The organism is Psychrobacillus mangrovi (assembly GCF_037104765.1).
Taxonomy (GTDB): Bacteria; Bacillota; Bacilli; order Bacillales_A; family Planococcaceae; genus Psychrobacillus; species Psychrobacillus mangrovi.
Map to the genome: position 1 here is coordinate 180362 of NZ_JBAWSY010000005.1, position 13406 is coordinate 193767.

Annotated in this window: 15 protein-coding genes; 4 read left to right on the plus strand and 11 right to left on the minus strand. The window is 35.6% G+C overall.

The features are described 5' to 3' along the window. Nucleotides 1-18 precede the first annotated feature (18 nt). The gene (locus tag WAX74_RS09680) at nucleotides 19-285 is read left to right on the plus strand and encodes a hypothetical protein (RefSeq protein ID WP_336497452.1); all 267 of its coding nucleotides are present in this window, start codon (nucleotides 19-21) and stop codon (nucleotides 283-285) included. A gap of 49 nt (nucleotides 286-334) precedes the next feature. Here WAX74_RS09680 and WAX74_RS09685 read toward each other — a convergent pair whose 3' ends face one another. After that, on the minus strand, nucleotides 335-844 hold the full coding sequence (locus WAX74_RS09685; RefSeq protein WP_336497453.1) for a P-loop NTPase family protein: 510 nt from the start codon (nucleotides 842-844) through the stop codon (nucleotides 335-337). Between the two features lie 3 nt (nucleotides 845-847). Further along, entirely contained in the window at nucleotides 848-1312 is a 465-nt protein-coding gene (locus WAX74_RS09690; protein WP_336497454.1) for a DinB family protein, read from the minus strand. A gap of 289 nt (nucleotides 1313-1601) precedes the next feature. Between WAX74_RS09690 and WAX74_RS09695 the strand changes: the two genes are divergently transcribed. After that, a complete protein-coding gene (locus tag WAX74_RS09695) occupies nucleotides 1602-2453 on the plus strand; it encodes a nuclease-related domain-containing protein (RefSeq protein ID WP_336497514.1) in 852 nt (283 codons plus the stop codon). Between the two features lie 45 nt (nucleotides 2454-2498). Here WAX74_RS09695 and WAX74_RS09700 read toward each other — a convergent pair whose 3' ends face one another. From WAX74_RS09700 to WAX74_RS09725, 6 genes are all read right to left on the minus strand, one after another. Beyond that, a complete protein-coding gene (locus WAX74_RS09700) occupies nucleotides 2499-2642 on the minus strand; it encodes a hypothetical protein (protein WP_336497455.1) in 144 nt (47 codons plus the stop codon). Nucleotides 2643-2960: 318 nt separating this feature from the next. Further along, the gene (locus tag WAX74_RS09705; protein ID WP_336497456.1) at nucleotides 2961-3104 is read right to left on the minus strand and encodes a hypothetical protein; all 144 of its coding nucleotides are present in this window, start codon (nucleotides 3102-3104) and stop codon (nucleotides 2961-2963) included. A 215-nt stretch (nucleotides 3105-3319) separates the two neighbouring features. Continuing rightward, a complete protein-coding gene (locus WAX74_RS09710; protein WP_336497457.1) occupies nucleotides 3320-5431 on the minus strand; it encodes a sensor histidine kinase in 2112 nt (703 codons plus the stop codon). Nucleotides 5432-5572: 141 nt separating this feature from the next. Further along, entirely contained in the window at nucleotides 5573-6265 is a 693-nt protein-coding gene (locus tag WAX74_RS09715) for a response regulator transcription factor (protein WP_336497458.1), read from the minus strand. A 568-nt stretch (nucleotides 6266-6833) separates the two neighbouring features. Next, on the minus strand, nucleotides 6834-7346 hold the full coding sequence (locus tag WAX74_RS09720; RefSeq protein WP_336497459.1) for a DUF3189 family protein: 513 nt from the start codon (nucleotides 7344-7346) through the stop codon (nucleotides 6834-6836). Between the two features lie 365 nt (nucleotides 7347-7711). Next, nucleotides 7712-8077 (minus strand): VOC family protein, encoded by a 366-nt coding sequence (locus WAX74_RS09725; RefSeq protein WP_336497460.1) that lies wholly within the window; start codon nucleotides 8075-8077, stop codon nucleotides 7712-7714. A 353-nt stretch (nucleotides 8078-8430) separates the two neighbouring features. On the opposite strand from WAX74_RS09725, the gene WAX74_RS09730 reads away from it, so the two are divergent. After that, the gene (locus WAX74_RS09730) at nucleotides 8431-9120 is read left to right on the plus strand and encodes a BsuPI-related putative proteinase inhibitor (RefSeq protein ID WP_336497461.1); all 690 of its coding nucleotides are present in this window, start codon (nucleotides 8431-8433) and stop codon (nucleotides 9118-9120) included. Nucleotides 9121-9199: 79 nt separating this feature from the next. Here the strand turns inward: WAX74_RS09730 and WAX74_RS09735 are convergent, their stop codons facing one another. Genes WAX74_RS09735 through aceA form a run of 3 tightly spaced genes read right to left on the minus strand, consistent with a single transcriptional unit; the run spans nucleotide 9200 to nucleotide 12262 of the window. Then, nucleotides 9200-9322, minus strand: a complete 123-nt coding sequence (locus WAX74_RS09735; RefSeq protein WP_336497462.1) for a YhfH family protein — start codon at nucleotides 9320-9322, stop codon at nucleotides 9200-9202. A gap of 30 nt (nucleotides 9323-9352) precedes the next feature. Further along, the gene (aceB, locus tag WAX74_RS09740; protein ID WP_336497463.1) at nucleotides 9353-10948 is read right to left on the minus strand and encodes a malate synthase A; all 1596 of its coding nucleotides are present in this window, start codon (nucleotides 10946-10948) and stop codon (nucleotides 9353-9355) included. A gap of 30 nt (nucleotides 10949-10978) precedes the next feature. Next, nucleotides 10979-12262, minus strand: a complete 1284-nt coding sequence (aceA, locus tag WAX74_RS09745; RefSeq protein ID WP_336497464.1) for an isocitrate lyase — start codon at nucleotides 12260-12262, stop codon at nucleotides 10979-10981. A 205-nt stretch (nucleotides 12263-12467) separates the two neighbouring features. On the opposite strand from aceA, the gene WAX74_RS09750 reads away from it, so the two are divergent. Beyond that, complete coding sequence (locus WAX74_RS09750) at nucleotides 12468-13124, plus strand: LytR/AlgR family response regulator transcription factor (RefSeq protein WP_336497465.1); 657 nt, start codon at nucleotides 12468-12470, stop codon at nucleotides 13122-13124. The last annotated feature ends 282 nt before the right edge of the window (nucleotides 13125-13406 follow it).

The following is a 13406-nucleotide window of genomic DNA, read 5'->3' on the forward strand; positions in this document are numbered from 1 at the left end:
TAAAGGATGTTAGTGTGCATGTTCCCTGAAGACCCAAATAATGAGATACCAACAAGCGATATTATTGCATTCATTGGCTCTGTCGTTGTTACTTTTGGGTACTTTATAGAAACTATCAGTGAAGGTATTGCATTATCAGAACTGGCTCAAGCTAAAGATAAAGAAGAACAAGGAGCTAAATTAGTAAAACAAGCTAACCAAGAACAAAAGGATCAGCTTTCCGACATACAGAGTAAGTTAAACTATTTAGTGAACGAAATAGAAATGCTAAAGAAAAAGGGATAACCAATAGGTATTTCCTTTTTTACATAGAAAGAGGATGATGCTAATCCCATCATCCTCTTTCTAATTGGTTCAACCAGCCTTCTACTTCTTTATCTGTTCGTAGCGTATGCACTTTCTTCTCATATTTATTAAATTTCACAAGAAAAACTGGTTTCATTTCATTTTCAAAGTATATATTCCACTTGAACATTCGACGAAAAATAGTAAAAGTCGGTTGGTAATTCGCTTTTTCTATTTTTAGTAATTGTCGGATAAATCGGAGTACAATTCGCCATGTTCTTTTCCTAAAAGGAATATCTAAAAAAATGATTTGGTCGGATTCCTCTAACCCTGCATCAGTCCAATCGATATGGACTCCCTCTATTACCCAAGCGTCTCGATTAATCGCCTCTAACAACAAATAATCCCGAACTTCCGGTTCATTTCGAATATCACCGGTCGGCTGATGTGTCCACACAAAATTATCCGTTTCAAAATGGGCTATTTGAAGCTTTCGAGCAACCTTTCGAGCTAAAGTTGTTTTACCACTACCAACGGATCCTACGATATATATTTTCATCTATTATTCCGTCGTTGCGCGATTTAAAGCGTGTATAATTCCAGCGTGCACTCCTTCATGCCATACCATAAATTGCACAAGTGCATCCACCGTATCCATTTGGAGCATATTTCCAATAGACATGGATTCTACTAATTGATTGTGTAAATTAGGTTCGATTGCTTCCTTTATTCGATCAGATTGTAGCTTTAATGCCGTTATTAGCTCTTCTATAGTCGGAGGCTCGATATCCCATTCATCTGGGCTAGTTCCCGGAACAAACAGAGGTGACCATTCTGGGTGTACGATTTCATAAGATGGGATAGCTTTTTGCGTGAGGATTTCCCCGTTTACATAAATATGACCTACATTCCATCGAATCGTATTGTTAAATCCGCTTGGTTTTATATCCCATGCACTCTCTTTACTCTGTTTGATTCTCCCCAATGTATAAATTCGTGCAAAATTCAATTGGTTTAGTGTTTCCATTCCGCTGTTAAACCCCTTTTTTAGTTTTTCCAACTAAAGCATGTATTTTTCCAACTAACTGAATTTTTATTCCAACTAAACACTTTAGTTTTTCCAACTATTCTATCTTCTACTTGTTATATTACTAGAAAAATGGTATTTTCAATGCATTACTCACTAAACTTAAGGAGGGTTTTCTATAGATCTACCACGAAATCTACCTAAATCAGTCGAAATATACAAACGCTTACTTCGGCGCCTCCCTTTACACCACCCTACTTCCCTTGAAATTGATAACAAAATCAGAGCAATTGAAGCTGGTTATTCTGGAGAGTCGTACGTTGACAATTTCTTAAAACAAGTAAACTTCCCCAAACATTATGCTATTTTAAAGGATCTCCATATTCCAATTAGTCCGCATAATTATCTACAGATAGACACGCTTATCCTTACAAGAAAATATATTGCCGTTTTAGAAATAAAAAATATTCGAGGCAAATTGTTGTTTCAAAAAAACCCCGACCAGTTAATTCGTGTTCTTGACGACGAATCTACCGCTTTTAAATGTCCTGAGCAACAAATAAAACGACACATCAATAACTTGCAAACCCTATTAAAATCCTTAAAGATAGATATGCCTATTAAAAGCCTTATTGTTCTCGCTTACTCTAAAACACATGTTGTGCTTCCTCCAAAAGATACGACCATTGTAATGGGATGCGATATATCTGAATACATCAACAATTATAATCAATATTCAGATATCATTTCTACTACTAAATTCCATCAACTTCTAAATAGCTTACTCTCTAAAACTACAGAGTTCACCCCTAAACCTATAGCTCAAACTTATCCACTAGAACTCTCGCAAATAAAAACGGGATTATTTTGTCCAAAATGCTTTAATAAAATAATTAATACTAGCACGTGTCCAACATGTAAAACACCTAAAATTCTATTGCAAACCCAAGCAATTGAAGACTGGTTTTACCTTGTCAAACATACCATTACCAACCGTGAATGTGTTTATTTCCTAGAACTCAAAGACAAATTCGCAGCCAACTATCTTTTGAAAAAACTAAATCTTCACCCGGTTAATGATAATAAATCAAGATATTATGTTTTACAGAAACACAATGTCTTGGAAGAAATCCGCCGCTAAAGTACCTTTTCTAACAAGTTGAGCTGTTTTTCCAACTAAATGCCCTTAGATTCCAACTAAAGCAGCCATTTTTCCAACTAAAAGCTCCAAAATTCCAACTAAATCATTGCGTCTAGCAAAAAACTCTTCGCGACATAGAGAATCTAACGAATATCGCCTGATTTCTTCCCGGAAAAATGAGCTTTCCAACTAAATGCCCTTAGATTCCAACTAAAGCAGCCATTTTTCCAACTAAACACTCCAAAATTCCAACTAAATCATTACGGCTAACAAAAAACACTCCGCGACATTGAGAATCTAGCGAAAATCGCATGTTTTCTTCGCGGAAAAATGAACTTTCCAACTAAATGCCCCAAGATTCCAACTAAAGCATCTATTTTTCCAACTAAACACTCCTAAATTCCAACTAAATCATTGCGTCTAACAAAAAACGCTCCGAGACATAGAGACTCTAACGAAAATCGCCTGGTTTCTTCGCGGAAAAATGAACTTTCCAACTAAATGTCCTTAGATTTCAACTAAATCATCAATTTTTCCAACTAAACACTCTAAAATTCCAACTAAATCTGTACAGCTAGCAAAAAACACTCCGAGACCTAGAGAATCTACCGAAAATCGCCTGATTTCTTCGCGGAAAAATGAACTTTCCAACTAAATGCCCTTAGATTCCAACTAAAGCATCCATTTTTCCAACTAAACAATCCTAAATTCCAACTAAATCATATCGGCTAGCAAAAAATGTTACGGCACATAGAGAATCTACCGAAAATCGCCTGATTTCTTCGCGGAAAAATGTACTTTCCAACTAAAGCATTGCCGCGCAACCAAAAAACGAGAAACCCATATCTGGATTTCTCGTATTACTTTTAAATCGCCGCTATCGTTACGGTCACTTTAAATAAATCACCATCTACTTCCATTCGTAGGCTGCCATCGTGAAGCTCTACAATAGATTGTGCAATTGCTAGCCCAAGTCCTGATCCATCTGTGTGACGTGATGTATCTGCTCGTTTGAATCTCTCCGTCAATTCATTTATATCATTGCCTAATTCATACTTTGCAATATTTTTGATGACAAATATTGCTTCTCCATCAACTAAATCTAAATTGATATAGACTCTCGTATTCGGAAGTGCATATTTCAATGTATTAATGATTAAATTATCCAGTACTCGCCACCATTTTTGTCCATCTACATACGACATTATTGGTTTTGTACCGATTGATACACGGTAATCTAATTCTGATTTATTAATCTCTTCTTGGTGCTCTGCTATTGCTTGCTGCAACAATTGTGTTAAATCCACTTTTCGTTTATCTAATTCTATGTTGCCTGTTGCCATTTTAGATACTTCGAACAAATCCTCTATTAATGTTTTCAGACGCATTGATTTTCTATCCAAGATTGCAATATAAGATGCTCGCTCTTCATCCGTTATGCTAGTATTCTTCAACAAGTCTGTATAGGTTATAATTGAAGTTAATGGAGTTCTTAAATCATGACTTACATTAGTAATTAGCTCTGTTTTAAGTCGCTCACTCTTTGCTTGTTCGGAATGTGAAGAATTTATTCGATTCCGAAGCTCATTTAAATTAGCAGCATGATGCGCAACTGGAGATTTCCCTTTTACCTCTATTTCCCCTCGAAGAACTCCCTTTGCCATTTCCTCTGTTTTTACGATGACACGGTTTAAATAAGACATTCTCGATAATAAAAACACGAGTACTGGTATCCCAATTAATATTGTTGCAGGAATCCAGATAATAATAGCCTCTGGCACTGGAAATAACAACATTGTCCCGAATCCCCAGAAAAAAATTACGATTAACATGATTAGAGTTTGAACCGCAATTGTTCGGTTTAGGAAAAATCCTTCTAGCGATCTTCCCCAGCTAAAGATTAAACTTTGTTTCCATTCAACATGACCAATACCAGCACGTAGCCATGTCCATTGATACAATGTAAAAGCTGTAAAAATTATTGCAATAATAGGTGTAAGAATAATGAGATCGTATCCTTTATAATATAAAACGTACTGTATTATTTCTCTCGCAGACAAAATTGCCACATAAATACTTATGAAGAATAGTGTGAGTCTGACATCAATTGGATACTTATTATACTTTTGCTCAGCTTTGTCATATCTAAAATTCTTGCTGTTTCTTTTCCATAATAATACAAATGCAACTGCTGCCAATACTCCTACTACTAGTACTCCATAAAAGATTCGTTGATTCGTTATAAAATATTTATATTCATCTTCTCTGCTACCACTTAAAATACTTGCTTCCGAAATAGCGACCGTTCCTTCAAATCGAGCAAATTTATTTCCTATTAAGTTAGTCACATCCCATGGCAGTTCTCCGCTTTCAAATATAACATTTTCTTTTAAATATCCATTTTTACTTGAGTACACTTTTGTAAAGGCATTTTTTGAATCTACCTCTCCATTAGTAAAACGTTCACCTGTCACTACATTTTTTAAATCATAAATGAATTCATCGTTCGTATTTAAAAAATTATTTTTTTCTCTTTCAATTGTTTGAAAGTATTCTTCAATTTTTTCTTCTTTTTCTATAAGGATTTTCTTTTCAACATAAGCATTATCCTCGAAGTTTTTCGTAATATCTGCCATTTTTTTATTACGCTCTTCAATCGATGCATCATCGGTTCTTTCTTCGTATTGAAACCTAATAGAGTCTAATTGTTCTTGTAGACCTCCATATCGATAGCGATATTCTTCCACGTCTTGTCTTGTTACTGTGATATTTTTCTTTACTTCCTCTATATCTGGAACTGCTAAAACTAACGGGACAATAGAGGATTGAAAACTACTTAATTCATCTTGAAATCTATCACTATCAAAATAATTTTTGCCTATATAATTTCGTCCCTCATCTATAACTGTAAAAAGTCCAAAAAGCGTTATAACTGCCAAAATACTAATGATTATATTTTTCATTATAGGATGTTTCACTCTGATGCTCCCCCTTTCATCGTTTGGATAATTTCTATAAAGCTTTCCTTAATTTCAAAAATAGGAACAAGATTGGTTATACAATAAGATAAACAGAGCACTCCACATATAATTGCAACTATGGATAGAAATAAATTCAATTTACTTGTCGATTTTATAGCCAACGCCCCACACCACCTTCAAATACCTCGGATTTTTAGGATCTGCTTCTATTTTTTCTCGAATTTTACGAATATGTACTGCTACAATATTTTCTGCGTTGTAAGCAGGTTCATTCCAGACTCGTTCATATATTTCATTTATAGAAAAAACGCGACCTGAGTTCGTCATGAGCAACTCTGTTATTTTGAACTCTATTGGCGTAAGCTTTACAAATTCACCATCCACACTAAGTTCCTTTGCTTCCTGATTTAATGTAAGCCCGTCAATTTCGATTACTGATTGCTGTCCCTGATAGGTTCCGAGCTTTGTATAGCGTCTTAGCTGTGACTTTACCCTTGCTACAAGCTCCATAGGATGGAAAGGCTTCGTCACATAATCATCCGCTCCAACCGATAAACCGTGGATTTTATCGGAGTCCTCTGCTTTCGCACTTAACATAATGATTGGGATATTTTTTTGTTCTCTTATTTTAAAGGTCGCTGCAATTCCGTCCAATTTAGGCATCATAATATCTAACACAATGACGTGAACTTCATTTTCTTCTATTAATTGCAAAGCTTCTAATCCATCTGCAGCTTTTAATACTTTATAACCTTCATTTTTCAGGTAAATTTCGATACCATCTCGAATATCTTGGTCATCATCTGTTACTAAAACAGTAAACTGGGTCATCTTCTTGCCTCCTCGCATGTCTTTCTTATGTTTCTTATTGTAACCTTCATTTCTTAACATTCCAGCAGTATAAATCTGAAGAAATTCTTAAGAATCTATTTTATTAACCTGTATTTACATGTTCGATTTACTATAACTATAAGCTTTTGAAAGGTTCAATTTACAAACGAGGTACATTTGGGGTACAAAGTAAAATCGAGCGGGGGACGTTGGGGTACATGATAATAAAATACGGTACAAATGCATTTGGTAAAATTATATTTAAATAAAAAAAATTAAACCACCTTCCATCAAATTGGTTGGTGGTTTTCTACTTATTTTGTTTAGTTAACCTCATATCTTTACTAGTCACTGGAAGCTCTTGATATTACAATCAATTCTTTTATACATTAGGTTCCTAATATTTACTACCATTCAATTTACGATTTCTCTCTTATCACATCGAATTCCGAAGATTATATTCGTTGAATTTTTTGATCGGTTAATTTAAAGAAAATATGAAAGGTATTCAATATATATTGAATCAATATAAAAGATCAATACTAGGTTCTTAATCTGTATCCAATAATTAGTCTTTGAAAGCTATATTTTCTAGAACAATAACTTGATCCTCACTTGTATGTCCCAACTGTTTCGTATTTTCTACCAAACGAAAGATATTATCGCAACACTGTTTGGCGCCTAGAACTAATAATGGAACTCCTATAAAATCAATTTTTAGTCCTCTGGAAAAAAATCCTCCAATTGACATCACTGTTGGTACAGTCGGTGATGTATTAGAGAATATTATTTTTTCATTAATTTGATGTTTATCTTGAATTAAGAATATAAGATTTTTTAATGCTGGAACAACAAGCTTAGAAGATTTACGACCAATTGTATACACTGAGTCTCCATTTTCATCAATACCATGAAAAATGAATCTTCCAGCATCCTTCTTAGTTAATTTATTGAAATATTTTACATTTAATATTTCTTCTTTTGTTAACTGTTGTTCTGATTGAATAATTTCTTTTAAATGATAAGCTGCCGCCAAAGCTGTGGTATGCGTTCCACCATAGTCATTATATATATAAATCATGCTATCATCCTTTATATTTTATCTATGACTATTATGCACGCTTATTCAAAATACAATTCATTTGATTATCTTTTAATGTCTTTGCGATCATTCTTTGCAATTACGAAAAGACAAAATCTTCGTATTGAGGTTGAGTAATACAATCCCCAACTAAGGAATTATCTAGTTTCTGTTGTATATCGTCTTTTGAAGTATACGATTGACGTTCAATTTGTGATACTTGGTGATTCTGTGGAGTGTGAACATCTATTTAATTGAGAAAAGGGTTAATCCAAAAGAAATTCTAACATTAAACGCCAAAAAGCTGTCCTTACATTACCTGCAAAGGTCCGAAAATCAATTTTTCAGCACCCGTTTGAAAATAACTATTCTTGAAAATGACATACCTCTAAATAATTTCCTTCTAAATCCTGAAACTTGAACCATTTAACGTTTTTATCTTCATTTATAGGCTCAACGTTTACATCGTTCTCCACCAAATATTGATGTGCTTGCTCGATGTCAGAAGTATAAAAGTTGAAAGAAATATAGTTGTTTTTCACCGGCTTCTCGTTTCTGTTTGTACGAACTAACGTAAGAGGTGTTTCACCAATCTCTAGAGCAGCATATCCACCTATATCATCTTTCCATCTAAGCTTAAACCCTAGCACATCACCGTACCATTTGATTGCTTGTTCAAAATCACTTACTTGTAAAAATACAGTATCAATTCTCTTAAATATAGAGGGCATCTCTTATCTCTCCTTCATTCTTTTATTCAAAAGCTTATTTTTTTTGGATTAAACCAAAACCCAGACCGACAGTATCTACCAAATAGGCAAGGTAAAATTCCGAAAACTTCCGAATAAAATTCAGCTGCTTTTTAGGATTTTGACTATTTAGTACGAATCCAATTACTCTCTCCCATCCTATCCCCTCTTCCAACTTATTTTGTACATTAAAATAATTATTCTATATTTTTCATAAATATCCTGCCTTGTCATATTAGATGATTAGGATGTTCCTAAACGAAAATAAAAAAGAGTCCCCGGGTGTAACTTTCCTTTCAAAAAATGGTCTAATCTTTAAACAGGAGGTGTAATGTATGAAAATAATAAAACGAATTCCTTGGGTATTACTACTAGCTATATCCCTATTAGCAAGCTGTGGAACTACGAGTAATGTAGACCAGCAATCTGGAAGTGAAGAGGAAAGTTTTTCAACTAGGCTTGACATAACGGCCGAGGGGGACGCTTCCTTTATTATCATAAATCAAACAAATGAAGAAACTATCCTAACTATGTCTAGTGGACAGCAAATTGAATTTCAGCTATTAAATGAGGCAAAAGAAGTCGTTTACACATATTCAGCAAACAAAATGTTCATCCAAGAAATAGAAGAGAAAAAACTTCAGCCTGGTGAGAAATGGGCAATACCATTAAATTTACAAGAAGAACTTTTAGGAGTACTAGCCGGTTCTTATAACTTGGTCGTTTGGTCAACTGCAGAAGGGTTAGAAGATCTTAAGGTCGAAACTGATTATGATTGGGCGGGAGATCCAACTAGTCATACTCCTGGAAAATTGGTTGTGGAATCACAAGAAGTCACTTATGTCGGACAAATTGATCTTCATTCTATTGAAGTGAAAAATCTTGATGGAGCAACAGAAGTTATGCGACTATCTGAGGTTGCCATTCCTTTCTTTGAAGGATTAGAGGAAAGTACGCAAATACTCGTTGAATATGTAGTAGAAAATGAACAAAAGGTGATTCAATCTACTCGTCTAACAAAGTGAGAATATGAATAGCCCTATCCCTCTTTAAAATAAGGATAGGGCTTTTTGTATAGTGGTTTCCATTGTCTATGTGTCTAAGTTATTCTTCGTTCATGCCGATGCAGCGTTCACATTCATATAAGGATGATTCTACTTGCTCTTGAATAACACATCCACATTCACGACAATGTTTTGTATTTACTTCTTGATTTTTTATTTTCATGCAGATCACCTCCTATAATAGTCTGTTTTTTTAACTAATTTTCTCGTAGCCTGGCAACGTCAGAAATTCGATAAATTCATCTTTATTCACTAATGAAAGGAATAATTCAGCTGCCTCTGTGTATCTACCTTTTAAGTATGCTTCATTGCCAAAGGTACCTTTTAGTTTCCCAAGTTCTTCTGTAAGCACTTGTTCTACAAGTGGAATACTGATTTTACGATTATCTTCTAGTTTTCCTTCTGGATGGCGAATCCATTGCCATACTTGTGTCCGAGAAATTTCTGCTGTCGCTGCATCTTCCATCAAGTTATTGATAGGTGCTGCTCCATTCCCTCGCAACCATGATGCTATATATTGAACCCCTACGCTACAATTTAATCGAAGACCTTCTTCTGTAATTGTCCCCTCCGGTACCTCGAGTAAATCTTTAGCTGTTACTTGAACATCTTCCCGTTTTCGATGGATTTGGTTAGGTGTTGGCATATGCTCTTCAAACTGTTCCCATGCTACTGGTACTAAACCTGGATGCGCTACCCATGTTCCATCATGTCCATCCGTTGCTTCTCTTCGTTTATCTTCCCTTACTTTTGCAAAAGCCGCTTCGTTAGCATCATCATCGCCTTTAATTGGGATTTGTGCTGCCATTCCCCCAATCGCTGAAGCATTACGACGGTGACAAGTTTTAATGCAAAGCTGCGTATACGCTCTCATGAAAGGTGATGTCATTGTTACTTGACCACGGTCCGGTAAAATCACATGCGACTGATTGCGAAGTCGTTTAATATAACTGAATATATAATCCCAACGTCCACAGTTTAGACCTGCCGAATGATCACGTAGCTCATATAAAATTTCATCCATCTCAAATGCTGCCATAATCGTTTCAATCAACACAGTTGCTTTGATTGTTCCAGTTGGAATACCTAGTTGCTGCTGAGCATAAACGAAGATGTCATTCCAAAGCCTAGCTTCTAGATGGCTTTCCAACTTTGGTATATAGAAATATGGACCAGTTCCACGTGCGATAAGCTCTTTTGCATTGTGGAAGAAATAAAGTCCAAAATCAAAGAAGCTACCAGAGATTGGTTTCCCATCGATTTGTACGTTTTTCTCCATAAGATGCAGTCCTCTTGGGCGTACGAGAAGTACTGCCACTTCCTCTTTCAAGCTATATACTTTCCCATTATCCTGCGAAAAAGAAATAGTTTTTCGCACTGCATCTCGCATATTTAATTGGCCTTCAATCATATTCTCCCAAGTTGGAGAAGTGGCATCTTCAAAACAAGCCATAAAAGCTTTTGCGCCAGAGTTTAATGCATTTATAACCATTTTACGATTTACTGGACCAGTAATTTCTACACGGCGATCTTGTAAGTCTTTAGGAAGTGGAGCAATTGTCCAATCTCCCTCACGGATTTCTTTTGTTTCTGGCAAAAAGTCTAATGTACCACCGTTATCTAGCTTTTCTTGACGTACTTGGCGTGCTGCCAGCAATTCTTTTCTTCTTTCATCAAATAACTGATGAAGAGAAGCTACAAAGTCTAGTGCTTCGGGAGTTAAGATTTCTTGAATTCCTTCTACTTCTTTTCCTATGATTTCAATCTTTTTTGTAATTGCTTGTTCCATCTATCGTTCAGCCTCCAATCAACTTACTTCTCAAGAAAATTGTGCCACCTCAGTAGAACCTTTCATTGCAGTAGTAGAAGAAGTACCTCCTGAAATTACTTGAGAAATATCATCAAAGTATCCTGTTCCTACTTCACGTTGATGTTTTGTAGCAGTATAACCTTTTGTTTCATTTGCAAATTCTGCTTGTTGAAGTTTAGAGTATGCAGCCATTCCGTTTGTTTTATATTCATGCGCCAATTCGAACATGCTATGGTTTAATGCATGGAATCCAGCAAGCGTTACGAATTGGAACTTATATCCCATTCTTCCTAATTCAACTTGGTATTTTGCGATTGTTTCTTCATCTAAGTTTGCTTTCCAGTTAAAGGATGGTGAACAGTTATATGCTAGCATTTTATCAGGGAATTCTGCGTGAATAGCATCTGCGAATTGTTTTGCTTCCTCTAAGCTAGGGTGAGATGTTTCACACCAGATTAGATCTGCATAAGGTGCATACGCTAAGCCGCGAGCGATAGCTTGCTCAATCCCTGGTTTAGTACGATAAAATCCTTCAGGAGTTCTTTCGCCTGTAATAAAATCATGGTCGCGAGAGTCGATATCACTTGTTACCATATCTGCTGCGTCAGCATCTGTACGAGCGATTAATACAGTTGGTACACCTGAAACATCCGCTGCTAAACGAGCTGCTATTAGATTACGAACAGCATTTTGTGTTGGAAGAAGTACTTTACCACCTAAGTGTCCACATTTCTTTTCAGATGCAAGTTGATCTTCTAAATGAACTCCTGCTGCTCCTGCTTCAATCATACCTTTCATTAATTCAAACACGTTTAGAGGTCCACCAAATCCCGCTTCAGCATCTGCAACAATGGGAGCAAACCAATCAAAACCATCTTCTCTTCCTTCCGCATGGTCAATTTGGTCTGCACGTTGGAAAGCTTGGTTAATACGTTTTACTACAGCAGGTACACTGTTTGCCGGGTATAAGCTTTGATCCGGATACATTTGACCAGAAAGGTTTGCATCTGCTGCTACTTGCCAACCACTCAAATAAATTGCTTGAAGCCCTGCTTTTACTTGTTGTACTGCTTGATTTCCTGTTAAAGCTCCAAGTGCATTTATAAACTCTTCTGTATGAAGTGAGTTCCATAAACGTTCTGCACCTTTACGAGCTAATGTATGTTCAATTTGAATAGATCCACGAAGTTTAATTACCTCTTCTGGTGAATACGGGCGTTCAATCCCCTTCCAACGTTCATTTTGCTCCCAATCCTTACGTAATTCTTCCACCTGTTGTTGTCTCGTTGACATATTTAACACACTCCTCAATTTTTTAATTATAACTGTCTGAAAAATATGACTTTCTTACTGTATCATAACAGTTATATTTCTTGTACATTAATATATAACAGATTAGAATTGTTTGTATCGTTTTTAGGATAAGAGAGGATTTTTTTAGGATGAATAACAAATAAGAAGGACGAATGCAGAAAATTATGAATTTGGAGGAGATGCAATGGAAATTTCGAAAGATTATTTAAAACAGTATAGTAGTTTACTAGAGGAATGGATTCCAAAAGAAGCCTCTATTGCAATAGCAATTGGCGATCAGTACATCTATTACATGCCAGGGAAATACGATTTACGAATTAAAGAAGGACAAAAGATACAACCAGGATGCATTGCAGATTTAGTTTTAAAAAGTGGTTGTAGAACAGAAGCTTTAATAGATGAAACACCTTCTCAGCTCTCCTATTATGGGGTAGGATATCCGATAAAAATAAATGAAGAAAATGCAGTAGTGGTTGTTATACTTCCCCCTAAGCTAGCTGTACCACCTGCTCCCCCTTATCGATTTTTGACAGGCAAACTTGAAGAAGAATGGCGTCCAATACCAATAGAAAAAATAGCATACATGGAAAGTCTACAAAAAAAAACATGGTTTTATTCCGACAAAGAACCATATAAAACAAATATTCCATTAAAGGAATTACAGCAACGACTTCCTGAGTCCTTTTTAAGGATTCATCGCTCATATATCGTTAACATATCTTTTATCGATCGCATCATACGAGATTTTTCGTCTAATCTATTGGTACTTCTTCAAGATGGTACAGAACTTCCTGTAAGTCAGTCTTATAACGCTGAAGTTAGAAGTGTATTGGGATTTTAAGATTATAGTAGGAGTGTTTCAATAAGAAGTTAACCTTTTATAAGGAGAAATGGTCGCGGTTAGTTTATATTTGGTTGCGGTTATTCGAGAATTGGTCTCTCTTCATCGTGAAATGGTCTCGGTCAGCATCCAATTGGTTGCGCTCTGCCATTTAAAGGAAAGTGTCCAGTCAAAGAAATAGGAAAAGGTGGTAAGGGAAAAACCCTTATCACCTTTTTTCTAGTAATAAATTTTTTAATCAATTCGAATTCTATATCTTAGTAATGTTGAAGCGACAATTGC

Bases quoted from the DNA above. Each gene is read 5' to 3' on its own strand.
- WAX74_RS09720 (WP_336497459.1), bottom strand. From the start codon at position 7,346: ATGATTTATATATATAATGACTATGGTGGAACGCATACCACAGCTTTG.
- WAX74_RS09725 (WP_336497460.1), bottom strand. From the start codon at position 8,077: ATGCCCTCTATATTTAAGAGAATTGATACTGTATTTTTACAAGTAAGT.
- WAX74_RS09730 (WP_336497461.1), top strand. From the start codon at position 8,431: ATGAAAATAATAAAACGAATTCCTTGGGTATTACTACTAGCTATATCC.
- aceB (WP_336497463.1), bottom strand. From the start codon at position 10,948: ATGGAACAAGCAATTACAAAAAAGATTGAAATCATAGGAAAAGAAGTA.
- WAX74_RS09715 (WP_336497458.1), bottom strand. From the start codon at position 6,265: ATGACCCAGTTTACTGTTTTAGTAACAGATGATGACCAAGATATTCGA.
- WAX74_RS09680 (WP_336497452.1), top strand. From the start codon at position 19: ATGTTCCCTGAAGACCCAAATAATGAGATACCAACAAGCGATATTATT.
- WAX74_RS09690 (WP_336497454.1), bottom strand. From the start codon at position 1,312: ATGGAAACACTAAACCAATTGAATTTTGCACGAATTTATACATTGGGG.
- aceA (WP_336497464.1), bottom strand. From the start codon at position 12,262: ATGTCAACGAGACAACAACAGGTGGAAGAATTACGTAAGGATTGGGAG.
- WAX74_RS09735 (WP_336497462.1), bottom strand. From the start codon at position 9,322: ATGAAAATAAAAAATCAAGAAGTAAATACAAAACATTGTCGTGAATGT.
- WAX74_RS09750 (WP_336497465.1), top strand. From the start codon at position 12,468: ATGGAAATTTCGAAAGATTATTTAAAACAGTATAGTAGTTTACTAGAG.
- WAX74_RS09685 (WP_336497453.1), bottom strand. From the start codon at position 844: ATGAAAATATATATCGTAGGATCCGTTGGTAGTGGTAAAACAACTTTA.